A 23,905-nucleotide genomic window follows, 5' to 3' on the forward strand; every position below is an offset into this window, starting at 1 on the left:
CTGAAATCGCCAAATATTAATTACCTACCCGGTAATGTCAGATGGCGTTCAGCAAACAAATAGAAAACTTTAAACTGCGATCTAGCACGCCCGTACAGCATGCTAGATTTTTCGATATGGGGAAGATAGCCGCCTGAAGGGATATGGAAAAAAGCTTGATAGCCGAGAAAATTAGGGCGAGCGTGACACCCGCCCGGAAGGATTATTTACGCAAAAACTCCAACATCCACCGCGCTACCGCGCTTTCGTGGATATCGTTCTGCAAAGATGCCTTGCCTTTGGCAACTACCTCTTCGCCGAACGCCTCGCGGCGCAGTTCCAGCAGGCTATCGGAATACGGTTTGGTGAATTCCGGATGGGCCTGGAAGGTCAGCATATGGTCGTCCACCTGCACCATGGCCATGGGGCAGAATTCGCTGGAGGCCAGCACCTTGGCCCCGGGCGGCAATTCTTCAACCTGGTCCTGATGACTCACCAGCAGACTGAAACTGCCCCGCGGCTCCGACATCCAGGCAGGGGTCTCCTGCAGTTCATAGCTGTGCACGCCCACACCCCAGCCCTTGTCGGACTTGCGGGTTTTGCCGCCTAGCGCGTGAGCAATCAGCTGGTGGCCGAAACAGATGCCGATAGTGGGTTTCTTGGCATTGTGCAATTCGCGCACAAAATCCATCAGCGGCGGAATCCAGGGTTTGTCCTCGTAGACACCGGTCTTGCTGCCGGTAATCAGATAGGCGTCCACTTCATCCATATTGGCGGGATATTCGCCGCGCTGCACCTCGTAGGTCACAAACTCCAGGTCCGGGTCCTGGGCCCGCAACAGTTCGGCGAACATTTCCGGGTACTCGCCAAACTCTCCGACCAGTTGTTCACGTACATCGTCAGTTTTCAATACACCTATTTTCATTATCACACCGCTGAATTGACTGCTGAGTTTGCGGATTATGACATATCTGCGGCGCCCCTTTCCGTTTTTGGCTGCGCAGAGTTCACGCTGTTTGCAGCGCAATCAGAGTCAGTGACTAAACTGACAATTGGAAGTCCCGATTCAGTCACGGAGCGATCTCACATGAAAGCCCTCCCCGTTGTCGCCACCTGTCTCGTCGCATTGCTCGGTGCCAGTCAGGCGCTGGCGGACTACGAACAGGGCACGGTCGTCGTCCGCATCGGTGCCGGCTGGGTGGAACCCGACGACGATTCCAACTGGTTGCGGCTGGACGGCGTTCCCCTGGAGAACACCCGCGTCTATGTGGACAATGCCTCGAGTGCGACCTTTACCGGCTCCTGGCTATTTGCTGATCACTGGGCGATCGGGTTGCTGGCGGCTATTCCCTTCAATCACGACCTGTATGTAGGTGGGCTGCCGGACCCGAACGGCGGTCCAGCATTAGGCCGCGTGCGCCTCGGGGATACCGACCAGCTGCCCCCCACGCTGACGGTGCAGTGGTTCCCGGTCTGTAACGAATCCTGGGTGCAGCCCTACGTCGGTCTGGGGGTCAATTACACCAGCTTTACGAATGAGGACATCAGCCGCACCGCCAACGACTACTTCCAGAATGCCCTCGGCGCCGAGGGCCCCGCGGAGCTGGACCTGGATGCCTCCTGGGGACTGGCGGGGGAACTCGGTGTCGACATTTCCTTCGGGCGTCGGAGCCGTTGGCTGGTCAATGCCGCGGTCTGGTACATAGATATGGACACGGATGCGAGGATCCGCTTTCCGACCAACGACGGTGCCAACCGCATTAAGACGAACGTCGATATCGATCCCTGGATCTATTCCGTCGGTATTGGCTACCAATTCTGACCCCATATCGGATCCCGGCACGCCGACAGGTTCGGGCGCCGGGATCCGCCGCCTCACTGCCCCCGTTCGTAGACCTTTTCACCGGCAACCCAGGTTTCCAGCACCCGGGTTTTCCACAGCGTGTGCGGGTCTATCGCGAACAGATCCCGATCCAGCAAGACAAAGTCGGCGGCCTTGCCTGGCAGCAGGTTGCCGAGCACATGTTCCTGATGCGCGGCATAAGCCGCACCGAGGGTAAAGGCGCGCAGTGCTTCGGCAAGGGAAATGGATTCCTGCGCGCGCCAGCCGCCCGGCGGTTGGTCGCGGGTATTCTGGCGGGTGACTGCCGCGTGTATACCGAGGAAGGGGTTAACCGGCTCCACCGGGAAATCGGATCCGGCAGCCAGTGGCGTCCCCTGATCGAGGAAGGTCCGCCAGGCATAGGCCCCGGCAAGTCGCTTGTCGCCAACCCGGTCGCCGGCCATATTCATGTCGCTGGTGGCGTGGATCGGCTGCATGGAAGCGACAATGCCCAGCGTTTTAAAGCGCGGGATATCCACCGGTGCCACTATCTGTGCGTGTTCGATGCGGTGGCGGAAATCTCCCTCAGCCTGCGCCGGTTTCTGCTCGGCGAATTGGGCAAACTCGTCGAGTACCTGGCGGTTGGCGCGGTCGCCGATCGCGTGCACATTGATCTGGAAGCCCTGCGCCAGGGCGCGGCCGAAGTAGTCGTCCATTTCCCGGTGATTGTGCAGCAACAGGCCCGCGTAGTGCGGCTGGTCAGAGTAATCCGCCAGCATTGCCGCACCGCGGCTGCCCAGGGCCCCGTCGGCAACGACCTTGATACTGCGAATAAATAGGCGATCTTCCGGACTACCCACAACCCCCTGCGCCAACATCGCATTGAAATCCCGGGTACCGGCCATCACCATCGGGTAGACGCGCATCGGAATGGCATCGCGCTGTGCCAGTGCCCGATAGGCCCGGTAGGTTGGGCCGTCGATTCCCGCGTCATGCACGCTGGTCAGCCCGTTGGCGAGTGCGATCTGAAACGCCGCGCCCAGGGCTGTTTCCACCTGCGCCTGCGACGGTGCTGGAATCGCTTCGGCCATCAGCTCCATGGCGTTGTCCACCAGAATACCGGTGGGCTGCCCACTGGCATCCCGCAGAATCTCTCCCCCCTCCGGTGCGCGTGTGTCCCGATCGATGCCGGCGGCGCGCAGCGCGGCGGAATTGGCCCAACCGGCATGACCATCGACCCGGCGCAGCCAGATCGGCTGAGACACCTCCAGCGCATCCAGATCGGCCGCACTAGGCCAGCCCTTGCCCTTCCACAGCACCTGGTTCCAACCCCGCCCGGTAATCCAGCTTCCCCGGGGCTTCCCCTTGGCAAATGCCTTGATGGCAGACAGGGTTTCGGCAAAAGACTTGTCGCGCAGATCAATTTCGCCCTGCAGAAACCCCAGCGCACTCATATGGCCGTGGGCATCGATCAGCCCGGGGATCAACGCGCGCCCATGCCCGTCGATCACTTCGGCGTCGGGATAGCGCCCGGCCATTTCGTCGCTATCGCCCAGCGCGAGTACTTTGCCGTCGGCAAATGCCAGCGCCGAGAACTTTTCGACGACCGGTTTACCGGACTTGTCCGGAACAATATGGGCGCCCCGAATATTTTCGATCAGCTGCGTATTGCAGTATGCCGTGAGAGGGAATATCAGGAGCGCAAACAGGATCCGCATCCGCATAGACTTACCTTTATGGTTTTCTTCATTGTTATGGATTCGCGCCGTCCGGACACGAACTTAGAGCTCATTAAAACTCAAGCCCTCGCCCACCGCCATAGTCAGGCCGCCTCCGAAATTCATGATTGCAAGGAGGCTACCGGATAATCGGCACTTCGCTAAGGCAACTGTACCTTGCACCGCTTTTTCTTAATCGGTATCTTGATTCACGACTCTAAATCGAAACTGAGTCATCGATAGGATATCGCCAATTCAATAAGGACATTATTTTTCCGTCTCCCTATCAATACACATTGGGTGAAGGTTCCGTTTAACCGCGGCATCGCTTTCACCGTATTCAATTGCGGGTCGCTTGCAATGAGCCCCGTTCAAATCTGCATATGCCAACCTTTGCCGGTTTTCTGCATATCGCGCTCACGGATGTATCAGCACAACAAGGAGTTCAATATGACTTCGCCAACGGTCAGTCAATTCGCCCACCTTAGAACATTGAAAAAACGACTTCCCCTGCTTATTGCCCTGGCTGGCGCTGTCGCCGTGCCGGTGCAGGCAGATCAGCAGTCGGTACTGGAAGAGGTCACTGTCACCGCGCAGAAACGCCAGCAGTCACTGCAGGATGTCTCAGTTGCAGTCAGTGCCTTCTCCGGTGATGCCATTGAAAAAATGGGCTTCGAGGAGGGGCTGGATATCACCCAGCAAGTGCCCAATATGAATTTCTTTGCCATTTTTGGCGAAGCGTCGAGTCCCTCAGTCAGCCTGCGCGGTATCAGCCTGGTGAATTTTTCCGATTCCTGGGAATCGCCGGTTTCCATTTACGTGGACGACGTCTACCGCGGCAACCCCGCCGGCTCGGCCATCCAGCTGTTCGACCTGGAGCGGGTGGAAGTGCTGCGCGGCCCCCAGGGCACGCTGTATGGGCGCAACACCACTGGCGGCCTCGTGCACTATGTTTCGCGCAAGCCTACCGAGGATTTTGCCGCCAGCGCCAGCGCCAGTTTCGGCAGTTATGCCGAGCGCATTGTGGAGGGCATGGTCAGTGGGCCGCTCAGCGAATCCGTGCGCGGGCGGGTCGCGGTGAAAAGCACCCAAAATGACGGCTGGCAGACCAACACGGTGACCGACGAGAAGCTGAACGATACCGATAATTTCGGCTACCGCGCCCAACTGGATTTTGATCTCACCGACAATGGCGGTCTGCTACTGAATGTCCACGGCAGCAGCGCCGACCAGCAATCCGTCGGCTTTGCCCATATGGGATACCTGGAATCCTCCGAAGCGGGCGCCGCAACCTGCAGTATTCCCCGCATCCAGGCGGGCCAGTGCACCAGCGCCTCTTTCGCCATGACCGGCGCAGAGGCGGTCAACGGCCACTACGATCCGGAGCACGTTGCCAGCGGTGCAGCCGGCGGGCTCGGCACCACGATAGATACCTTCGGCAGTTCCGCCACGCTGAACTGGGATTTCGACAGCTTCAGCCTGACCTCGATCACCGCCTACGAAGAACTGGACAAATTCCTGCAGGACGATGGCGATGGCACCGCGGTAGTCTATTTCGACGAGCAGTACGCGGTGGATGCGGAACAGTACACCCAGGAACTGCGCCTCAACGGCAGCGGTGAAAACACCACCTGGGTAACCGGCTTCTATTACTACAAGGACGACCGCGGTCTGGTTACTGAATCCCCGACCACCGCCGACTGGGATGCACTGGGACTGTGGCACCGGGAATGGGTCGCCCTCGACACCGAGTCCTGGGCGCTGTTCGGCCAGGTGGAATACGACCTCAACCCGGAACTGACCCTGGTGAGCGGACTGCGTTACACCGACGAGAATCGGGATTTCGCCCAGATTTCCGGCCCCAGTTTCTACGAGCCGCTGACCGTCTCCGACGACCTGTCGGAAAGCGCCACCACCGGGCGGCTCGGCCTCGACTGGCGCCCGGACGAGGTCACCCTTGCTTACGCCAGCCTCTCCACCGGTTTCAAGAGCGGCGGTTTCTCCGGCAGTTACAATGCCTCGCTGCAAGCCACCCGCCCGGTCAGATCCGAGGACATCACCAATTTCGAGCTGGGCATCAAAACCACGCTCGCCGACCGATTCCGCGTTAATGCGGCGGCCTTTAACTATACGATTGAGGGCTACCAGGCACAGGTTTTCCTGACGGTGGCGGACGGCAGTGTTATTACCAATGCCGGCGACGTAACCGGCACCGGCGCCGAAATCGAAGTCACCGCGCCAATTACCGATAATTTCGAGATGATCGGCGGCGCGGGATGGCTCACCACCGAGTTTGATTCCGATCAGATTTTCCATGTCGCCGGAGACAACTACACCCTCGACGGCAACGAACTGCCCTCGGCCCCGGAGTTCACCTATAACCTGATGGCGCGCTACTACATGAGCCTGGGCGGAAACGGCGAGCTGGTATTCCAGGGGGACTACGCCTGGCAAGCGGAGCATTTCCTGCAGATTGAAAACGACCCCTACTCCCGCCAGGACGCCTACGGGCTGGCCAATGCCAGTGTCAGCTGGCACTCTCCCAGCGACCGCTACAGCATCGAGGGCTTTGTCAAAAACCTGACCGACGAACAGTACTTCACTTACCAGAATACTCTGGGTAGCGACTGGGGCTACGGTGTCTGGGGACAGCCGCGCACTGCCGGCATGCGCCTGAACTGGAAACTGTAAAATCTCCCGTCTCCGGTCAGAAGCACTGACCGGAGACGGTTTTATGCCGAGCCGGTTTACCGCCGCATCATCCGTCGCTCGCCATTAATCAATGCAAAGGTGATTAGCAACGCCAACGGCATGAAGTTCTTTTAAAATCACCATTAATGGAAAATTTTTTTATCAAAAAAACTATATGAAGACCAGAAAAACAAATAGCAGATTTTTCCAATCTTAAATGTTTCCCGCCCATTTCCTGCCCGTTGCCTCGCGGCGACTTTCCTGTCGCCAAGTGTCAACTTTATGTCCCAAATAGACGAGTAACTTGCGATTCGAATTATTACCTTATAACTGAATTGTCTATTCCCTTCGGCAAGCTCGCCGACAGGAGAGAAGGCAACGAGATCGCAAAGCCAAGAAAATAATAATCGGGGAGGTTGGTAAATGACTCCCGCTAAAAGTCGAAATGCTGCGACCACCGCAGTCACGTCGGTTGCACAGACACCAACTTCCCCGCTACCGGAATGTCGCCCCGGATCCGCTCTTCGCCGGACCCACCGCAACAACCGGTTCTGAACTTTTCCCCTTTGCCATCACAACACCGCAAGAAACAGACAACCCGGCCTCTGTTGCCGGATAACGACCTGCACCCTTAGGGGTGGGGTGACTTTGGGCTCACTGACATATGACTCTGCTGATTAGAACCGCTTCATTGACGGGTTTTTATGAACTGGTTACTCGGCTAAATGGCAATCCGGACGCCTTGCTGCACCGCTTTAATATCGACCCGGAAAAAGTATTAAAGCTTGAAGGAGTAATGCCCTACCGCACCAAAATCGCGTTGATCGAGGAAGCGGCTCGGGCGCTGAACTGCCCGGATTTCGGTCTGCGCCTGGCGCAGGAACAGGACCTGACGATGTTTGGCTCTCTGGCCGCAATTGCCCTCAGTGCGCCTACTGTCGGCGAGGCAATGCAGAAAATTGTCCAGTACATGCGCTATTACGCCCCGGGCATGCACATGACACTGGATCGCGGAAATCAGGGCGGGCTCGCGTACCTGAAACTCGAAGTCAGCGAACCCATCACCGGTGCACGCCAGCATATGGAGCTGGCTCTTGGCCTGGCCAACAACGTCTTCAAGATGCTGTACGGGAGCGATTTCCGCGCGGAAGCCGTCACCCTCAAGGCCAGTGAATCACTGGGCCACAACAGCTACCAGCAGATTTTCGAAGCCCCGGTTTATTTTGGCCGCGAGAGCGATGCACTGGTCGTCAGCACCGAGCACCTGAACAAAAACATCGATGCGCAGAACCCGGCGCTGTATGAACTGTTCGGAAAATATATCAACGACGCACTGATTTGTGAGCCCCTCGACGTGCTGCACCAGGTCAAGCAGTTGATCTATCGCCTGCTGCCGACCCAGCGTTGCAATCTGCAGGTGGTGGCGAATCAGCTCGGCCTGCACAAGCGCACACTGCAACGCCGGCTCAGTGAGCACGGTATTGTGTTTGAAGATCTGCTCGACGATATCCGTCGCGAACGCGCCGACAGCTATCTCAGCGAACCGGAAATGCCGATGACCCAGATTGCGAGCCTGCTCGGTTACCGGGAACAGAGCTCGTTCAATCGCGCCTGCCGTCGCTGGTACGGCATCACACCGCTGAGCCGGCGCAGCAAGCTGCAGACAACCGCAATGATCAAGGACGCGTCGGCGATCCTCGAGCCGGCAGCGGACTGACCCGCCCCCGTGTCAGCGCATCGCTACCATTCGATGCCCTGGCGCGCGGCGATACCGTCATGGAAAGCGTGTTTGAGCGCGCGCATTTCCGTTACTGTATCCGCTGCATCCTTCAGATACTGCTTTGCGCCGCGCCCGGTAATGATCACGGTCTGGTCCGCAGGGCGCTGCGCAATAGCCTCCAGCACCTCGTCTTTATCCAGCCAGTGGTAATTGAGCGCATAGGTAAGTTCATCCAGTACCACCAGGTAGACACTGCTGTCGGATAGTGCTGTGCGGGCCCTGTCCCACAGCGCCAGCGCCGCCGCTTTGTCGGTCTCGAAATCCTGCGTCTCCCAGGTGAAGTCGGTCCCCATTTCAAACCACTGCAGCGGGTATTGGCCGGCAGGCAGGCCGGTCAGCAGGTTTTTCTCCCCGCACTCCCATACGCCCTTGATGAACTGTGCCACCACCACTTTGTGGCCGTAACCCAGTGCGCGGGTCACCGTTCCCACCGCCGCGGTGGTTTTGCCTTTGCCATCCCCGGTATACAGGATCACGATGCCGCGCTCTTCCAGTGCTCGGGCTACACCCGCATCGACAATTTTCTTGCGCGCTTGCATGCGCTTTTTGTGGCGTTCTTTTTTGGGCGAGTCGTCCGGTGCAGTCATAGTCAGTCTGGTATTGCAGTTGCTGAACAGATAGCGGGAGCGGCCTAGCGCCACTCCCGCCGGGGGATGGCCAAGGTTACAGGGTCAATTGCACGCCTGCATAGACCGTCGCCCCCGCAGTGTAGTATCCGGCAACTTCGCGGTAGTCCTCGTCCAGTACATTTTCACCGCGCAGGCTCAGGCGCACGGAGTCCGACAGCCGGTAGGCCGCGTTGATGTCCAGCTTGTCGTAATCTTCCAGGGCGAGAGCCGGGCCGCCCCAGGATGGATTTGGACTCATCCGGTCGGCCACCCGCTGCCAGTTGCCGCTGATGCTCAGGCGGTCACCGAGCAGGCGATAGGTGAGCCCCAGGTTGGCAACCTGCTGCGGCACCTGCAGTCGCTGGTCGCCTTCCGTATCCACGGCGTCCAGCCAGGTACTGTTCAGGTACCAGGAAAGTTCCGGGTTGAAGTCTCCTGCCAGGGAGAGCTCCACACCTTCGGACTCGCTTGTACCATCGTCCTGGGCATAGGCTCCCCAGGTACCGAGCGAATAGTCATAGACAATGGCGTCAGTCACCTGCTGGTCAAAATAGGTGATCTCGAGCCGCAGCAGCTCTGCCAGCTGATAATCCAGTCCCAGTTCGTAACCCCGGCTGGTTTCCGGCCCGACGGCGGCGACATCTTCGGCGGTGTTGTACGCCACCTCATAGGGGCTGGGAGCACGGTAGCCGGTGCCGTAACTGGCGCGGTACTTTAACTGCTGCTGTTCACCCAGCAGTACCGGATAGGCCACGGAAACTCGCCAGCTGTTGTGGTCTTCGCTTTCCAGCCTGTCACGGCGGTAACCGAGGGTGTAGTAGACCCTGTCCGCCAGATTGCCATTCCACTCGGTAAACAGGCCCAGGCTGTCGAGGTCCTGCTCACTGGTCGCTGAATCATAATTCTGCTGTTCCAGCTCCGCGCCCCAGACCAGCTCGCCACCTGCGATCGCGCTGTTGCCCACATAATTGGCTTCCGCAATCACGCCATCGACCGCGTAGCTGCTTTCGCCCAGTGACAGACTGTCCCGTGAAATTTCCTGCCGCGCGAGGGAAACGCGGTGCGCGGTTTTGTCCTGCTGGTAATTGCCCGCCAGCCGGTAGCTGGTCTGCTTGAATTTATCCAGGCACTCCTCAGTAGTGACGAAGCCCGCATAGCAGCCGTCAAATTCCGATTCGGTATCGGTGCGGCGAACCTGACCTTCCACGCTCAGTGCATCGGTGAACCGGTAACCCAGTCTCGCAGAGCCGGTGAAGTTTTCGTAGCCGTCGCGCTCGCCCGTCGTGTCGCTGACGCGGCTGTTAAAACCATCATTTTCAAAGCGCGAAACGTTGACGCGGTAATTCCACCGTTCCCTTTTCCCGCCGAGATCCGCATTGACCTGCTGCGCTCCGTAGCGGCCCGCTTCCACCCCAAGTCGGGCCTGCAAGGGTTCGCTGGATTCTTTACTGATGATATTGATGACCCCGCCGGCGCCGGCACCGTACATCATGCCCTGTGGGCCACGCAGCACTTCGATACGCTCAACATCGCTGGCCAGCAGATGCTGGAATTGTGTCGCCACCTGGGTGTTGGTGGGGTCGGAAATATTGACGCCGTCGAGTAAAACCAGCGTGCGGTAGCTGCTCTCACCGCGCAGGTACACTGCGCTGACTTTTCCCGCCCCACCATTGTTACTGATGGAGACTCCAGGCAACGTACGGATTACATCCAGCAGGCTGGTGTAACCGAGTCGCTCAATATCCACGTCGGTGAGTACGGAAACGGAAACGCCACTCTGGGCTTTCGGAATTTCGACACGGTTTCCGGTGACGACCATCTGCTCCAGATCATCGGCGGCGAGGGTTGTGACAGGTTGACACGCGGCAGCAATCGCGGCTGCAACAAGTGTTCTTTTCATGGTGATTCCCCAATCTCGAGATAAAAAACGGATTGAGGGAGGGTGAGTGCAATCGGTGCGGACTACGGGAAATACTAAAAGGAATTTTTAGGACGGCCCTTCACACAGACCAGACAAAGCCCTCCGCTTTATCCTCGAATCCGGACGGAGTCCGGACAATCACCGAGGGCCGGTATCGGGCTTATCGAAATTCCGGCGGGAAAATCGAATCACCGTTGCGGGGGCAGCGCCGGAGTGCGCCTTGAAGAAACTGGCTCACCGGACTTCCCGTTTACCCCAGCCAAGCGCCTGACTAACAGGTTAAAGGCACTGCTGGGCACCCAGGGCGGCGGCAAGTATAGCGGAAACCGCGCAGCGGTATCACATGGTTGGGAATGAAATACTTATTTAAAGCAGATCCAGTGGCACAAAGTCCGCGACGCCATTGCGCCAGCGAAATTCACAGCTGACACCGTAGACATCGCCGATCAGCGCCGGGGTAAACACATCCTCGGGCGCTCCCTGGGCGCGGAGATGGCCGTCCTGCAACAGCAGTACGCGATCGCAGAACCGCGCTGCCAGGGCCAGGTCATGTAGTGCCAGCAATACCGTCTTACCGGCGTCAGCCTGCTGGCGAAAGCTGTGCATCAGTTGTAACTGGTGGCGGATATCCAGAGCTGCGGTGGGTTCGTCGGCGATCAGCAGCGGCGCGTCGCCCACCATCAACCGCGCCAGCTGCACACGCCGCAGCTCGCCGCCGGACAACTGGGTGACCGGCCGCGAGGCCAGTGGCTGCGCATCGACGGTTTTCAGGGCGCGGGCAATACGCTCGGCATCCTCACCGCGGCGCCCCCAGGGCAGCAGCCCCAGCGCCACCAGGTCCCGGGCGCTCAGGCTCCAGGCCGGTGTCTCCGCCTGGGGCAGGTAAGCACAGATCTGTGCGCGCTGCGCTGCCGGCAGCTTTTCGGCATCGCGGCTGTCGAATGTGAGGCGACCCGATGAAGGCACCAGCACGCCGGCGAGAATTTCCAGCAAGGTACTCTTGCCGGCGCCATTCGGGCCGACCACGGCGGTCAACTCGCCCGGTTTGAACACGCAGCGGATATCGCGCAGTACCTTGAGCCCGTGGCGTTCCAGGCCGAGGTTTTCACAGGTAACTTCCACCGATACTTCGCTCACGATCCCTGCCCCCGACGTGCGCTGACAATCAGCCAGAAAAAGAACGGCGCGCCGATAAAGGCGGTTACCGCACCGATGCGCAACTCCTGCGCACCGACAAAATTCACCACGAGAATGTCCGCCAGCAACAGCAGCAGTGCACCGGCCAGCGCGCTGGCCCACAGCAACCGCCCAGGATCCTGCCGCACCAGCGGGCGCACCAGATGCGGCACCACAAGGCCGACAAAGCCAATGGTACCGGCCACCGCCACTGCAGCGCCCACCGCCGCGGCGATTCCGAGTAACACCAGCAGCGGATAACGGTGGCCGCGGAATCCAAGCGAAGCCGCGCTCGCCTCGCCAAGTGACAGTGCACGCAGGTAATTGCGTGCAGAGAACAGCAGCACGGCGCCGGCCAGGATAAATGGCAGTGCTAACAGAAGCTGATCCCAGCCGCGGTTGGCCAGCGAACCGAGCAACCAGAAAACGATTTCCTGCATGGCAAACATGCTCGGCGCGTAATTCAGGGCCAGAGCCATCAGCGCCGACAGGAAGGCATTGATAGCCACACCGGCGAGCACCAGGCGGCTGGCGCTGGCACCGCGCCCGGCCAGCATCCACACACAGGCCACCGCGACAAAAGCCCCGACGATGGCCAGCACCGGCAACAGCCAGCCGGACTGCCAGGCGAGGCCGTAGTAGAGCAAAAGGATTGCAGCGAGTGCCGCACCGCTGCTCACCCCCAGGAGTGCCGGTTCCGCCAGCGGGTTGCGCAGCATGCCCTGCATCGCGGCGCCCCCCATGCCCAGTGCCGCGCCGATCAGAATCGCCAGCAGCGCGCGCGGCAGGCGCAGTTGCCACAGGATCACTGCGTCGCTGCCGTCACCGCGCCAGCCCTGCTGCAGCGCCGCGGCGAGATCGATGGAGACGGGCCCACTGACCAGCGCGGCGATCAATGCCAACGGCAGGGCCAGCGCCAGCAGCCACAGGGCGAGATTATTGGTGTCGATCGGAAGACTTCGAGGCAAGGGATTCTCTCTTTTCCTTGAGTTGTTGCAGTACATCCGCCGCCACGAGTACCGGGCAGAAACCGAGCTCTGCCGGCAGGGTAAAGACCCGGCCGCTGTCAACATAGCGGCGGATGACCGGGTGCCGCTCGGCCAGGTGCGCGAGCGCGAATTCATCGTCGCCTCCATACAGCACCAGCAGATCCGGCTGTGCGGCGACCACTTCCTCCAGACTGACGCGGCGCAACTGGCCTGCGCCATCCCGGGCGGCGAGATTTTCAAACCCGGCGCGCTCGAGCAGCTGGCTCTCCAGCATGCCGCTACCGTAGGTAATGTTGTTGGCGGACAGGATCAGTGCGCTGGCGCCGCCCGGGACTGCGGATTCCGCCAGCAGCTGTTGCAGGCGCCGGCGCTGCGCCGCCAGCGCGGAATTGTCGCCGAGCGCCTGCTGCAGGGCATCCAGCTGCTGTACCAGCTGCGCCAGGCTGTACGCATCGGGAATGTCTACAACCCGCAAACCCAGCTCGCGCAGGCGCTTTGCCGCGCGCTGGGCGCCGTACTGGCCGACCAGAACCAGATCCGGGTGTAACCGCAGCAATTCCTCCGCACGACCGCGATTCAGGACAACGTGTTCCGGCAGCGGCGCCTTGCGGTAGTGCTCGTCGCCGGACAGCCAGGTCACCGAGGCAATTCTTTGCGGCGCGACCCAGTTCAGCAGCACCTGATCGATGCACAGGTTCAGGGACGCAACCCTGGACTCGGCCGAGATTGTCGGCGCGACCACCAGCAACAGCAGAAAGAAGAAGGGCCGGAGCAATAAAATCATGGATAATTTGTCGTTCTGGGCCGACAGGCGCCGGCGGAGCCCGTCGACCGGGACATGGCGCGGCCAGCATATCCGCAAACGACAGGTGAATCCAAACTGGCCTGCCACTGCATCCTACCGACAGAGACAACAAAACATTAACAATAACTGGAACACAAAATGAACGAAGACACTCTCGAGCTGCTGGTTCCCTTCGCCTTTTTCCTGTTGATCGGCGTATCGCTGTGGATGGTCTTGCACTTTCGTGCGCGGAAAGCGCTGGAAATCCAGGAAACGGTACGTTTCGCCCTGGATAAAGGTGTCGAGCTAAGCCCGGAACTGCTCGAACGTCTCGGCGTTGACAACAGCCAGCACCCGCAAAAGGATTTCCGCAACGGTATTGCCTGGATCATGACCGCTGTCGGCATCGCGCTGTTCGGTTTTTTCATTCCCGACCCGAGTCACAATGCGTTCAAGGCCATGCTGGCCATCGCCGCGCTACCCCTGGTCGCAGGCCTCAGCTACCTGGTCATGCACCGGATGGCCCGCCACCAGCCCGCCTGATACAGCCCGCCTCCGCCTCAGTCAGCCCCAATTGGGGCTGCCGGGGACGACGCTCAAGCCATATCGATCGCCGCCAGCGCCTCGGCCAGGGTTTTCACCGGCACCATTTCCATGCCGTCGACATCGTTCTTCAGGCGGTTGGCGGCCGGCACGATGGCCTTGCGGAAACCGTGCTTGGCCGCCTCGCGCAAGCGCTCCTGACCCGACGGTACCGGGCGTATCTCCCCGGACAGGCCCACTTCGCCGAACACCATCAGGTCCCGCGCTAGCACGCGGTTGCGGAAACTGGAGACTACCGCCAACAGCAGCGTCAGGTCGGCACTGGTCTCCATCACCTTGACCCCGCCGACCACGTTGATAAACACATCCTGGTCGCCGACGAGGACACCGCCATGGCGGTGCAGCACGGCCAGCAGCATGTTCAGCCGGTTCTGGTCCAGGCCCACGGCGACCCGGCGCGGGTTGCCGAGGCTACTGTCGTCCACCAGCGCCTGCAGTTCAACCAGCAGCGGGCGCGTGCCCTCCCATACAGACGTCACCACCGAGCCGGCGGCCACCTCCTCGGCGCGCTGCAGAAAGATCGCCGATGGATTGGAAACTTCCTTCAGGCCCTGCTCGGTCATCGCAAAAACACCCAGCTCGTTCACCGCACCGAAGCGGTTCTTGTGCGCGCGCAGGGTGCGGAAGCGGGAATCGTGGGTGCCTTCCAGCAGGACAGAGCAGTCGATGATGTGCTCGAGCACCTTGGGCCCGGCCAGACTGCCGTCCTTGGTCACGTGCCCCACCAGGATCAGGGCGGTGCCGGTCTGCTTGGCAAAGCGGGTCAGGTAGGCGGCGCTCTCGCGCACCTGGGCCACCGATCCCGGTGCCGACTGCACCTCGCTCATGTGCATGACCTGGATCGAGTCCACCACCATGACCCGCGGTTTCACTTCCTTCGCCACTTGGCAGATACGCTCCACATCGGTCTCGCTGAGCATCTGCAGGTCGTCCGCCGGCAGCCCCAGGCGCTTTGCGCGCATCGCCACCTGCTGCAGGGATTCCTCGCCGGTGATGTACAGCGCCGATAGTCTGCCGGCCAGGTGGCACAGGGTCTGCAGCAGGATGGTGGACTTGCCCGCGCCCGGGTGACCGCCGATCAGCACCACGGAACCGGGCACCAGGCCGCCGCCGAGCACGCGGTCCAGCTCGCCGGCATTGGTGGGGATACGGGGCAGCTCGCTGAGATCGATCTCCGACAGCTTCTGCACCCTGCCGGCACCGGCCGCGCCGGCGTAGCCGGCCTGGGCATCGGTGAAGTTGGCCGCGCGGCTGTCCTTGTGTTCCGGCCCCAGTCGCACCTCGCTGAGGCTGTTCCAGGTACCACAGGCGCTGCACTGGCCGGCCCACTTGGTGTAGTCGGCGCCGCACTCATTACAGACGTAGGCGGTTTTGCGTTTGCTGGCCAAGGCCGTCCCCCCAGGGAAAATTCACGGATTCGGGCGCAGAGTTTACCTGCCGCGCCGCGCGGGGGAAAACGGTCGCTGGTTACCGGCAGTCACCCGGTCACGATGACCCGGGTGCCAATGGGGGCATACTGGAAGAACTTGCGTGCCATCTGCGGGGGCATGCGCACGCAGCCGTGGGAGGCGGCATGGTTGGGCACATCGGACGAAGCGTGAAAACCGATGCCGTGATTGAAGCGGATAAAGTAGTCCATCTTGGCGCCGCGGTAGTAGGTGCCGGCCGGGCGCCTGTCAGTGCGGGTATCCACGTCGGCGCGCACAACCCTGTGGGTATCGCGGTCCACATAGCTGCCGAACAGCGTGGAGCGGTGATGCACCTTTTTCGCCAGCACGCGATAGTGCCCCTGGGGCGTGCGGAATCCGGGCTTTCCCGAGGACACGCGCGATTCACCGACGAGAATATCCCCCTTGTAGAAGTAAGCCCGCTGCTCACCGAGGGACACGCGGATCGACGCTACGCCGGGTGCGGTGGCCGCGGCCTCGTCATCGAACCAGTCCGAACCGATCGCTGCCACCGGCAGGGCCAGCAGTAGCGCAATCATGTAGACAAGCATTGCGGCAGGGAGTCGCCCGCTATGACCGATAATCGACATAGTCCCACCTCCACATACTTCGAACGTAACGTGGTTGTGGACAATTGCTTATAAAAATTCATGCTCTGCGCAGCAGACTTTTGACAAAAATCCGTATAACGCCTGTGCTCGGAACTCACTGATGCAAACCGTGCCTACTGAACCAAGGGAAAACGCCGGACGTCATGCCCTGCTCGAATTAATGGAAGCCGGAAAATATGCGCTACTGCGCAGTCTGTGTGATATGGTTCTACCCCTCTTCCATCGTCAGGGTATATCCCGGTGAAGCGCAATCTCGCAACAGTGCTGATCCTGCTGGCGGCCCTGCTCGGCCAAGCCATCGCATCGGTATTGCCTACTGACTGCGCCGCGACGGTGGGGGGCGCCCCGATGAATATGTCGGTGGCCGTATCGATGGATAAGTCGATGCCAATGCAAGGCGAACTGGCCACGGTAGACAAGTGTGACTGTTGCCTGCACGCCGGAGAAAACTGCACCTTCGCCGGTTGTTTTTCCACGGCGCTGCCGCCCGCCCTACTATCCTCGCACCACCCCATTAGCCAATGCTTGGGCACTGATTCCCTTACTTTTCAAATTCCTCCAGCCCCCATCTCCCCGCTCTTCCGACCGCCAATCGCCTGATTCCCGGGCGAGACACACCTTTAAAAATCCATAAGCGGCCAAACTGGCCGCCGTCACTCAATGAGCAGTGAAGAGCAAACCAATGCGAAACCTTGTGTACGCAACGGCGACCGCACTCGCCGTTGTGCTGCCATCGCCACCGGCCGCCGCGGCAAGCGGTCTGGTATTCGAGCAGGCCATCGCCATCGCGATAGAGCGCGACCCCTGGCTGGCCGGCAGCCGCTACACCGAAGATGCGCTGGCGGATGAGGCTTTGGCCGCCGCCCAGCTGCCGGATCCGACCGTAGCGGTCGCTGCACTCAATATGCCCACGGACACCTTCAATTTCGGCCAGGAGCCGATGACACAGTTCGCCCTCGGTATCAGCCAGATGTTTCCGCGCGGGGACAGCCGGGCGCTATCGCGCCAGCAGAAGGAACAGCTCGCCGCGCGAGAACCGCTGATGCGCGCCGATCGCCGGGCCAGGGTGCGCGCGACTGTCGCGCAACTGTGGCTGGACATCTACCGCGCGCGCGAAAGCATCCACCTGATCGACGGCGACCGCGCCCTGTTCACGCAGCTGGTGGACGCCGCCGTTGCAAGCTACGCATCAGCCCAGGGGCGCGCGCGCCAGCCGGACGTGATTCGCGCACAACTGGAACTGACCCGCCTGGACGACCGCCTGACGGTGCTGCAGCAGCGTCAGGAAAGCGCCGAACAGCGATTATCGGAATGGGTCGACGACGCGGTAAGCAGGGGCATCGGCGGAACCCTGCCGCACCTGGAGCCGGTAGTGCCAATGGCAGACAGTCGCTCTCCGTCCGACTGGTATCAGCAGCTGCGCCTGCACCCGGCAGTGCTGGCGCTGGAAGAGAAAATAGACGCGGTAGCTACCGGCATCGATCTCGCCAAGCAGAAATACAAGCCGGAGTGGGCCCTCAAAGCCAGCTATGGCTACCGCGGAGAGGACCCGATGGGGCAGGACAGGACAGACCTGCTCACCCTCGGGGTCAGTTTTGATCTGCCGTTGTTCACTGCAAAGCGACAGGACCGACAGCTCAGCGCAGCGGTGGCACGTACCGCGGCTACTGAAACCGAGCGATCCCTGTTACTGCGCCAGCTGCTCGCGCAATTGCAGAAAGCCCGCCTGCAGCTTATCCGCCTCGACCAGCGCCGCGCCCTCTACCGCGGCGAGCTGTTGCCGCAGATGCGCGAGCAGGCAGAGGCATCACTGGCCGCCTACAACAACGACGAAGGTGACTTTGCCGAAGCGGTGCGCGCGCGCATCGCCGAACTGAACACAAAAATCGATGCGCTCGATATTGAAGTCGAACGCCTGAAAACCATCGCGCAATTGAATTATCTGCTCACGCAGGTCCCGGGGGCGACAGGAGAACCTCAAAAATGAATAACCGTATCAAGGCGCTCTTGTTGGTCACGCTGGGTATCGCCATCGGCGTCCCCTCTGCACTGTTGCTGCACGGCGGCAAGGAAGAGAACGCCTCCGGCGGCGGGCGCAAACCGCTGTACTGGGTCGCGCCCATGGACCCCAGCTACCACAGCGACAAGCCCGGCAAGTCGCCAATGGGTATGGAGCTGATCCCCGTGTTCGAAGAGGGACAGGTGGGCGAATCGCCAGGGACTGTGCGCATCTCCCCGGAGGTGGTCAACAACCTGGGTGTGCGCACCGCCGCCGTCGAGCGCGGCCGGTTCGACACGGAAATCAAGACGGTGGGTTATGTGCAGTTCGACGAAGAACAGCTGGTGCGGATACACCCCAGGGTAGAGGGTTGGATAGAGAAACTCTACGTGGACACAGACGGGGATCCGGTACGCAAGGGGATGGCGCTGTACACCATCTACTCACCGGAACTGGTCAATGCCCAGGAAGAGCTGGTACTCGCGCTGAAACACAAAAACCGTATCCTGATCGACGCAGCCCGCGAGCGTTTGCGCGCACTGCAGTTGCCGCAAAGCGCCATCGATGAATTGAACAAGACGCGCAAGGCGCGCCGCACCGTCACCGTCTACGCGCCCCAATCCGGCGTCGTGGACAAGCTCAACGTGCGCGAAGGCGTTTTCGTCCAGCCGGGCATGCCAGTGATGTCCATCGCCGCGCTCGACGAAGTGTGGGTCGTCGGCGAAGTGTTCGAGCGCCAGGCGGCGCTGCTGAGCAAAGGCGATCCTGTCACCATGCGCCTGGACTACCTGCCCGGACAGAGTTGGACCGGAACCGTCGATTACATCTACCCGACCGTGGACGAAAAAACGCGCACCGCTCGCATACGCGCGCGCTTCGGCAATCGGGAGTGGCGGCTCAAACCGAATATGTTTGCGCAGCTCACAATACACGCGCGCCGCGGCGGAGAGACACTGCTGATCCCCACCGAGGCCCTGATCCGCACAGGCGGCAAGCCACGCGTCGTGCTCGCCCTCGGTGACGGCAGGTTCAAGTCGGTGCAGGTGCAAACGGGCCTCATAGGCGAGCGCCAGGTAGAAATCCTCTCTGGTTTGAAAGAGGGCGAGCGCATTGTCACCTCCGCGCAGTTCCTGATCGATTCTGAATCCAGCAAGACCTCGGACTTTATGCGTATGTCGCCGTCCAGTCCGATGGACTCAATGGACACAAAGGACTCGATGGAGTCAATGGAATCGATGGGAGACAAACCGTGATTGCCGCCCTGATCCGCTGGTCGGTGGGCAACCGAGTCTTCGTGCTGCTGGCCACCGTGATCCTTGTCGGCGCGGGGATCTATTCACTGAAAAACACCCCGGTGGACGCAATACCGGATCTATCCGACGTGCAGGTGATTATCAAGACCCACTATCCGGGTCAGGCGCCGCAGGTAGTGGAGGACCAGGTCACCTATCCGCTGACCACGGCGATGCTGTCGGTACCCGGCGCAGTCACTGTGCGCGGCTTTTCTTTCTTCGGCGACTCCTATGTCTATGTCATCTTCGACGACGACACCGATCTCTACTGGGCGCGCTCGCGGGTACTGGAATACCTGTCCCAGGTAGCCCCTACCCTGCCCGCCAACGCGCAGCCGCAACTGGGGCCGGACGCCACCGGGGTCGGCTGGGTGTACCTCTATGCGCTGGTGGACAGAAGCGGCAAACACGATATCAGCGAACTGCGCAGCCTGCAGGATTGGTTCCTGAAATACGAGCTGCAGACGGTGCCCGGGGTATCCGAAGTAGCGCCGCTTGGCGGCATGGTGAAGCAGTACCAGGTCAAGGTGGACCCGGAAAAGCTGCGCGCCTACGGCATTCCACTCGCCCATATCCAGATGGCGATACAGCGGGGCAACCAGGAGGTGGGTGCCTCAGTGGTGGAAATGGCCGAAGCCGAATACATGGTCCGGGCCAGTGGCTATATCCAGGCGATCGACGACCTGGCCAACATACCGCTGGGCATGGACGTCAAGGGCACGCCCATTCTGCTCAAAGATGTGGCCGATATCGCCCTGGGCCCACAACTGCGGCGCGGCATCGCCGAGCTGGACGGCGAGGGCGAGGCAGTCGGCGGCATCGTCGTGATGCGCTTCGGAGAAAATGCACAGAGGACCATCGACGGCGTCAAGGCCAAGCTGGAAAAGCTCAAGGCGGGCCTGCCCGAAGGTGTGGAAATCGTCACCGTCTACGACCGCTCGGCACTGATCGAGCGCGCGGTGGACAATCTCTGGCACAAGCTGCTGGAGGAATTTGTGGTGGTGGCGCTGGTCTGTGTGGTGTTCCTGTTTCACCTGCGCTCATCGCTGGTGGCCATCATCAGCCTGCCGGTGGGCATATTGACCGCCTTTATCGTCATGCACCTGCAGGGGCTCAACGCCAATATCATGTCTCTTGGCGGCATCGCCATTGCCATCGGAGCCATGATCGACGGTGCCATAGTGCTGATCGAGAACATGCACAAGCATATGGAACGCACGCCGCTCAATGATCAAAACCGCTGGCAGATTGTCGCCAAATCCGCGACGGAAGTGGGCCCGGCGCTGTTCTTCAGCCTGCTGATCATCACCGTGAGCTTCCTGCCGGTGTTCACCCTGCAAGCGCAGGAAGGGCGCATGTTCTCGCCGCTGGCGTTCACCAAGACCTATGCGATGGCTGCGAGCGCGGCGCTGGCGGTAACCCTGGTGCCGGTACTGATGGGCCTTTTTATCCGCGGCCGTGTGCGCCCCGAGCACAGCAATCCGCTCAACCGTTGGCTGATAAACGCCTATATGCCCGTGCTCAAACGGGTCCTGCAGTTTCCGCGAACGACCCTGGTAGTGGCATTGGTTCTGCTACTCACCGCATTGTGGCCGCTCGGCAAGATCGGCAGCGAGTTTATCCCGCCGCTGGACGAGGGCGATCTGATGTATATGCCCACCACCTACCCGGGCCTGTCTATCGGCAAGGCGCGCGAGCTGCTGCAGCAGACCGACAAACTGATCCGCACGGTGCCGGAAGTGAAAACCGTGTTCGGCAAGATCGGCCGCGCCGAGACCGCCACGGATCCGGCGCCACTGACCATGATCGAAACCTTTATCCAGCTGAAACCGCGGGACCAGTGGCGCGCGGGTATGACCACAGAAAAACTGAAGAGGGAGCTGGATGCACTGGTCAAGCTACCCGGCGTGACTAACGCCTGGGTGATGCCGATCAAGACCCGCACCGATATGCTGGCAACCGGTATCAAGACACCTGTCGGCATCAAGGTGGCAGGACCGGACCTGAAGCAGATACAACAGATAGGCCTGCAACTGGAGCGGATTCTCGAGCATGTGCCGGGCACCGCATCTGTGTATTCCGAGCGGGTCGCCGGCGGCCGCTACATCAACGTGGATATCGACCGGGCAAGCGCCGCCCGCTACGGCCTCAATATTGCCGACGTGCAGCAGGTGATTGCGACCGCCGTCGGCGGCATGAACGTGACCCAGACTGTCGAGGGACTGGAGCGCTACCCGGTCAACCTGCGCTACCCGCAGGACTACCGCAACTCGCCGGAAAGGCTGGCGCAGCTGCCGATCGTCACGCCGGCAGGGCAGCGCATCGCACTGGGTGATGTGGCCGACATCGCGGTGGCGGACGGCCCGCCAGCGATCAAGAGCGAAAACGCGCGACTGAACGGCTGGAGCTTTATCGACATTGAGGGTGTCGACGTGGGCAGCTATGTGCAGAAGGCGCGCGCCGCTGTCGACGAGCAGCTGCAGCTGCCGCCCGGCTACTCGGTGACCTGGTCCGGGCAGTACGAGTACATGCAGCGGGCGGTGGAGAAACTCACCTATGTGGTGCCGCTGACCCTGTTCATTATTGCCGTGTTGCTGTACTTCAATTTCCGCGATATCTGGGAAGTGGCCATCATCATGGGCACACTGCCGCTGGCCACTGTGGGCTCCCTGTGGTTCGTCTATATGCTCGATTACAATTTTTCCGTCGCGGTGGGTGTCGGCTTTATCGCGCTGGCCGGGGTCGCGGTGGAAATCGGCGTAATCATGCTCGTCTACCTGAACCAGAGCCATGCCGAAATGTACCGCGACTGCGCGGAGCGGAATACAAGCCCCGGGACAGAGTCCCTGCGCGAGGCGGTGTTGACTGGCGCCGGATTGCGGGTGCGCCCGGTGATGATGACCGCCGCCGCCATCGTCGTTGGCCTGCTGCCGATCTTATTCGGCTCGGGCACCGGCTCCGAAGTGATGAGCCGCATCGCCGCGCCGATGGTGGGCGGCATGTTGAGCGCCCTGCTACTGACCCTGCTAGTATTGCCGGCGGTGTTTTATTTGTGGAAACGCCGCTCGCTTAATGTGGTTAGAGAAAACTAAAAATAACAAACGGCAACCGTCATTCGCCGCAATAACGGGGGACTCGACTCTGAAAGAGAAAAACCACTGGGAAAAGGTCTACAGCTCAAAATCGGAAGACGAAGTCAGCTGGTTCCAGGAACACGCCGAGGTATCGGTCCGGCTGATCGAGCAGACGGGCGCGCCCAAGTCCGCGAATATTATCGACGTGGGCGGCGGCGCCTCCACGCTGGTGGACGACCTGCTGCACAAGGGCTATCGAAATCTCACGGTGCTCGATCTATCCGGCGCAGCACTGGCAAAAGCCAGATGCCGGCTCGGCGCAGAGGCAGATAAAGTTCACTGGCTGGAAGCGAATATCCTGGAAACTGGTCTGCCGGAGCAGGCGTATGACATCTGGCATGACAGAGCCGTATTTCACTTTCTGACCGCGGCCCGGGACCGGCAGAAATATGTACAGGCAGTGCTCCACTCAGTTAAACCTGGCGGCCACGTGATCGTGGCCACCTTCGCCGAAGACGGCCCGGAAAAATGCAGTGGCTTGCCGGTAGTGCGCTACAGCGGCGAACAGTTGCACGGCGAGTTCGGCGCGCCCTTTGATCTGCTGGGGCAGGAGCGGGAGGAGCACCACACCCCGGCAGGTGTGGTGCAACGCTTCGTCTATTGCTTTTGCCGCAAGCTGGAATGATCAAGCGGCTGAGGCGTTTTGCGCAGAACATGAAGGTGCAGCTACAGGTACTCTACCTGGCGAGCCGTGATCCCCGGACACCGCTCGCCGCCAAGCTGCTGCTGATTGTGGTGATTGCCTATGCATTCAGCCCCATCGATCTGATTCCGGATTTTATCCCGTTGATCGGCTATCTGGACGACCTGATATTGCTGCCGCTCGGCATCTACCTGGCGATGCGGCTGGTGCCGCCGGAGCTGTGGCGCGAGCTGCAGACCCGCGCGGAGACGCAACCACTGTCGCTACCGAAGAACCGCGTTGCCGGAGTCGTGATCGCGATAGTCTGGATTGCCGCGCTCGTCGCAATTGTCCACTGGTTATGGAAGCTCTCGGTCTCTTAGCGGGCACTCATCCGCAGCAACCGGACTCCAACTGCACTGGTGGGCAGGGCACGGAACCGTATGAGCAGAAGACACAGCAATCGCCGGGTCGCGGCTCCAATAACGAGTGACATCGCTCGCACTCGTAAAACCACTGGCAGGCGTCGGTCGGCATGGTTTCGGTTTTCTTGTGCCCGCAGTGGGGACAGGTGATTTCCGAATGTAATTGCACTTCGCTCATTTTGCCACCTGTTGCGCAGCAAAGGATGGTGAGCCGACAGCGAAAGTCGCGCCGCTGCGAGCGCATGACTTACCGGTTCGATGGATACATTCGCGGCGGCGAGGGTTACACTCACGCCTGACCGT

General features: G+C 60.6%; 20 protein-coding genes and 1 riboswitch. Of the genes, 10 read left to right on the forward strand and 10 right to left on the reverse strand.

What is annotated here, in order from left to right; genetic code table 11:
- Positions 1-202: 202 nt before the first annotated feature.
- Positions 203-904 carry a glutamine amidotransferase-related protein gene (locus IG168_RS03395; RefSeq protein WP_193161746.1) on the reverse strand — a complete coding sequence of 234 codons (702 nt, stop codon included), beginning with the start codon at positions 902-904 and terminating at the stop codon, positions 203-205.
- 162 nt (positions 905-1,066) lie between these two features.
- On the opposite strand from IG168_RS03395, the gene IG168_RS03400 reads away from it, so the two are divergent.
- Entirely contained in the window at positions 1,067-1,801 is a 735-nt protein-coding gene (locus IG168_RS03400; protein WP_193161747.1) for an OmpW/AlkL family protein, read from the forward strand.
- A 53-nt stretch (positions 1,802-1,854) separates the two neighbouring features.
- On the opposite strand, the gene IG168_RS03405 is transcribed toward IG168_RS03400, so the two are convergent.
- The gene (locus IG168_RS03405; RefSeq protein ID WP_193161748.1) at positions 1,855-3,525 is read right to left on the reverse strand and encodes an amidohydrolase; all 1,671 of its coding nucleotides are present in this window, start codon (positions 3,523-3,525) and stop codon (positions 1,855-1,857) included.
- A 444-nt stretch (positions 3,526-3,969) separates the two neighbouring features.
- On the opposite strand from IG168_RS03405, the gene IG168_RS03410 reads away from it, so the two are divergent.
- Together IG168_RS03410 and IG168_RS03415 are read left to right on the forward strand one after the other, a co-directional pair.
- Positions 3,970-6,210, forward strand: a complete 2,241-nt coding sequence (locus IG168_RS03410) for a TonB-dependent receptor (RefSeq protein WP_193161749.1) — start codon at positions 3,970-3,972, stop codon at positions 6,208-6,210.
- A 664-nt stretch (positions 6,211-6,874) separates the two neighbouring features.
- Positions 6,875-7,927, forward strand: a complete 1,053-nt coding sequence (locus IG168_RS03415) for an AraC family transcriptional regulator (protein WP_226876490.1) — start codon at positions 6,875-6,877, stop codon at positions 7,925-7,927.
- A gap of 23 nt (positions 7,928-7,950) precedes the next feature.
- Here IG168_RS03415 and cobO read toward each other — a convergent pair whose 3' ends face one another.
- The 5 genes from cobO to IG168_RS03440 form a co-directional block, all read right to left on the reverse strand.
- Positions 7,951-8,577, reverse strand: a complete 627-nt coding sequence (cobO, locus tag IG168_RS03420) for a cob(I)yrinic acid a,c-diamide adenosyltransferase (RefSeq protein WP_193161751.1) — start codon at positions 8,575-8,577, stop codon at positions 7,951-7,953.
- Positions 8,578-8,653: 76 nt separating this feature from the next.
- Positions 8,654-10,498, reverse strand: a complete 1,845-nt coding sequence (locus IG168_RS03425; RefSeq protein ID WP_193161752.1) for a TonB-dependent receptor plug domain-containing protein — start codon at positions 10,496-10,498, stop codon at positions 8,654-8,656.
- Positions 10,499-10,648: 150 nt separating this feature from the next.
- A riboswitch (cobalamin riboswitch) is annotated at positions 10,649-10,833 on the reverse strand.
- A gap of 52 nt (positions 10,834-10,885) precedes the next feature.
- Positions 10,886-11,656, reverse strand: coding sequence for an ABC transporter ATP-binding protein (locus tag IG168_RS03430; RefSeq protein WP_319024650.1), 771 nt, complete (start codon positions 11,654-11,656; stop codon positions 10,886-10,888).
- Positions 11,653-12,663: a FecCD family ABC transporter permease gene (locus IG168_RS03435; protein WP_226876491.1), complete on the reverse strand. Its 1,011-nt coding sequence runs from the start codon at positions 12,661-12,663 to the stop codon at positions 11,653-11,655. The genes IG168_RS03430 and IG168_RS03435 overlap by 4 nt, the downstream gene beginning before the upstream one ends.
- Complete coding sequence (locus tag IG168_RS03440; protein WP_193161754.1) at positions 12,632-13,468, reverse strand: ABC transporter substrate-binding protein; 837 nt, start codon at positions 13,466-13,468, stop codon at positions 12,632-12,634. The genes IG168_RS03435 and IG168_RS03440 overlap by 32 nt, the downstream gene beginning before the upstream one ends.
- 159 nt (positions 13,469-13,627) lie before the next feature.
- Here IG168_RS03440 and IG168_RS03445 point away from each other — a divergent pair, with 159 nt between their 5' ends.
- Positions 13,628-14,011 (forward strand): DUF6249 domain-containing protein, encoded by a 384-nt coding sequence (locus IG168_RS03445; protein ID WP_193161755.1) that lies wholly within the window; start codon positions 13,628-13,630, stop codon positions 14,009-14,011.
- Between the two features lie 53 nt (positions 14,012-14,064).
- Here the strand turns inward: IG168_RS03445 and radA are convergent, their stop codons facing one another.
- Positions 14,065-15,459, reverse strand: a complete 1,395-nt coding sequence (gene radA, locus IG168_RS03450) for a DNA repair protein RadA (RefSeq protein ID WP_193161756.1) — start codon at positions 15,457-15,459, stop codon at positions 14,065-14,067.
- 89 nt (positions 15,460-15,548) lie between these two features.
- Positions 15,549-16,109, reverse strand: a complete 561-nt coding sequence (locus tag IG168_RS03455) for a L,D-transpeptidase (RefSeq protein ID WP_226876492.1) — start codon at positions 16,107-16,109, stop codon at positions 15,549-15,551.
- Positions 16,110-16,370: 261 nt separating this feature from the next.
- On the opposite strand from IG168_RS03455, the gene IG168_RS03460 reads away from it, so the two are divergent.
- From IG168_RS03460 to IG168_RS03485, 6 genes are all read left to right on the forward strand, one after another.
- Positions 16,371-16,730: a hypothetical protein gene (locus tag IG168_RS03460; RefSeq protein WP_193161757.1), complete on the forward strand. Its 360-nt coding sequence runs from the start codon at positions 16,371-16,373 to the stop codon at positions 16,728-16,730.
- An 82-nt stretch (positions 16,731-16,812) separates the two neighbouring features.
- Positions 16,813-18,117, forward strand: a complete 1,305-nt coding sequence (locus IG168_RS03465; protein WP_193161758.1) for a TolC family protein — start codon at positions 16,813-16,815, stop codon at positions 18,115-18,117.
- Positions 18,114-19,382 carry an efflux RND transporter periplasmic adaptor subunit gene (locus IG168_RS03470; protein ID WP_193161759.1) on the forward strand — a complete coding sequence of 423 codons (1,269 nt, stop codon included), beginning with the start codon at positions 18,114-18,116 and terminating at the stop codon, positions 19,380-19,382. Before IG168_RS03465 ends, IG168_RS03470 begins: the two co-directional genes overlap by 4 nt.
- A complete protein-coding gene (locus IG168_RS03475) occupies positions 19,379-22,513 on the forward strand; it encodes an efflux RND transporter permease subunit (RefSeq protein ID WP_193161760.1) in 3,135 nt (1,044 codons plus the stop codon). The genes IG168_RS03470 and IG168_RS03475 overlap by 4 nt, the downstream gene beginning before the upstream one ends.
- Positions 22,494-23,180, forward strand: coding sequence for a class I SAM-dependent methyltransferase (locus IG168_RS03480; protein WP_226876493.1), 687 nt, complete (start codon positions 22,494-22,496; stop codon positions 23,178-23,180). Before IG168_RS03475 ends, IG168_RS03480 begins: the two co-directional genes overlap by 20 nt.
- Entirely contained in the window at positions 23,177-23,560 is a 384-nt protein-coding gene (locus tag IG168_RS03485; RefSeq protein ID WP_193161761.1) for a YkvA family protein, read from the forward strand. Before IG168_RS03480 ends, IG168_RS03485 begins: the two co-directional genes overlap by 4 nt.
- A gap of 7 nt (positions 23,561-23,567) precedes the next feature.
- Here IG168_RS03485 and IG168_RS20890 read toward each other — a convergent pair whose 3' ends face one another.
- Positions 23,568-23,846 carry a GDCCVxC domain-containing (seleno)protein gene (locus IG168_RS20890; RefSeq protein WP_449843656.1) on the reverse strand — a complete coding sequence of 93 codons (279 nt, stop codon included), beginning with the start codon at positions 23,844-23,846 and terminating at the stop codon, positions 23,568-23,570.
- Positions 23,847-23,905 lie beyond the last annotated feature (59 nt).

It is taken from the genome of Microbulbifer hainanensis (assembly GCF_014904735.1).
Lineage (GTDB): Bacteria > Pseudomonadota > Gammaproteobacteria > Pseudomonadales > Cellvibrionaceae > Microbulbifer > Microbulbifer hainanensis.

Bases quoted from the DNA above. Each gene is read 5' to 3' on its own strand.
- IG168_RS03400 (WP_193161747.1), top strand. From the start codon at position 1,067: ATGAAAGCCCTCCCCGTTGTCGCCACCTGTCTCGTCGCATTGCTCGGT.
- IG168_RS03485 (WP_193161761.1), top strand. From the start codon at position 23,177: ATGATCAAGCGGCTGAGGCGTTTTGCGCAGAACATGAAGGTGCAGCTA.
- cobO (WP_193161751.1), bottom strand. From the start codon at position 8,577: ATGACTGCACCGGACGACTCGCCCAAAAAAGAACGCCACAAAAAGCGC.
- IG168_RS03455 (WP_226876492.1), bottom strand. From the start codon at position 16,109: ATGTCGATTATCGGTCATAGCGGGCGACTCCCTGCCGCAATGCTTGTC.
- IG168_RS03440 (WP_193161754.1), bottom strand. From the start codon at position 13,468: ATGATTTTATTGCTCCGGCCCTTCTTCTTTCTGCTGTTGCTGGTGGTC.
- IG168_RS03415 (WP_226876490.1), top strand. From the start codon at position 6,875: ATGACTCTGCTGATTAGAACCGCTTCATTGACGGGTTTTTATGAACTG.
- IG168_RS03445 (WP_193161755.1), top strand. From the start codon at position 13,628: ATGAACGAAGACACTCTCGAGCTGCTGGTTCCCTTCGCCTTTTTCCTG.
- IG168_RS20890 (WP_449843656.1), bottom strand. From the start codon at position 23,846: ATGCGCTCGCAGCGGCGCGACTTTCGCTGTCGGCTCACCATCCTTTGC.
- IG168_RS03395 (WP_193161746.1), bottom strand. From the start codon at position 904: ATGAAAATAGGTGTATTGAAAACTGACGATGTACGTGAACAACTGGTC.
- IG168_RS03405 (WP_193161748.1), bottom strand. From the start codon at position 3,525: ATGCGGATGCGGATCCTGTTTGCGCTCCTGATATTCCCTCTCACGGCA.
- IG168_RS03465 (WP_193161758.1), top strand. From the start codon at position 16,813: ATGCGAAACCTTGTGTACGCAACGGCGACCGCACTCGCCGTTGTGCTG.
- IG168_RS03410 (WP_193161749.1), top strand. From the start codon at position 3,970: ATGACTTCGCCAACGGTCAGTCAATTCGCCCACCTTAGAACATTGAAA.
- IG168_RS03425 (WP_193161752.1), bottom strand. From the start codon at position 10,498: ATGAAAAGAACACTTGTTGCAGCCGCGATTGCTGCCGCGTGTCAACCT.
- IG168_RS03480 (WP_226876493.1), top strand. From the start codon at position 22,494: ATGTGGTTAGAGAAAACTAAAAATAACAAACGGCAACCGTCATTCGCC.
- IG168_RS03470 (WP_193161759.1), top strand. From the start codon at position 18,114: ATGAATAACCGTATCAAGGCGCTCTTGTTGGTCACGCTGGGTATCGCC.